Genomic DNA, 704 nt, shown 5'->3' on the forward strand with positions numbered 1-704 from the left:
TGTTGGGGGGTACCAGCTTTGTCCACGCGACCCACTTCCAGAAGGTCATCCAGAAGTCTTTGAAAGCGCAGCGGAAAACACCGATCCGAGGCCATCGGCGCCGCCGCACACCTTGCGGGAAGGCCAGCGAAAATGACGGATTTCAAGCCCGTGGGCGCGCATAATCCGCGCATTTGACCGTGAGATATCGCTCACAGGCTAACATCCAACCAGCATTAGAGAAAACGGGGCGTGGTGGTGGTATTCGGTCAGCAAACCAGAGCGCCGTGGATAAAATCGAGGACGCCGAAGTGGGACGATGCGTCCCAGTTTTCCGGAAAGTCGGTTGCAGCATTGCATGCCGTTGAAATCACGAAGTAATACGCGGTAAAGCGGCGAAGTTCCGGAACGATGGAAGTGGGACGCTGAAAAACGTCAGGATCGCGTCCGCACTCCGCTCGTTCCCTTCAATCCTGACACCCGCCCACCGGCCAGTTGGAGATGATCAACTCCGCCCGCGAACCTGCCGGGTCGTTGCGCTTGCCGCTGACGGTGTAGGTGGTGCGGACCTCGGTCAGGTGGAAGCCGACGAAGGTCGCACGGACCTCGGGGACGTCATTGAGCGACAGCAGGAAGCGGCCTCGGATACCTTCCAGAGCCGCCGCCATCCGGGCGAAATCCGCACGGGTGAACATGGCGCGGCCATAGTCGTCCTCGCAGCCCCA

General features: G+C 60.2%; 1 pseudogene. It reads right to left on the reverse strand.

Features of this window, described 5'->3' with window-relative positions:
- Nucleotides 1–446: 446 nt before the first annotated feature.
- Nucleotides 447–704: pseudogene (locus RGD00_RS23445) on the reverse strand (DNA adenine methylase); the annotation flags it as partial.

The organism is Ruixingdingia sedimenti (assembly GCF_031432425.1).
Taxonomy (GTDB): domain Bacteria; phylum Pseudomonadota; class Alphaproteobacteria; order Rhodobacterales; family Rhodobacteraceae; genus Ruixingdingia; species Ruixingdingia sedimenti.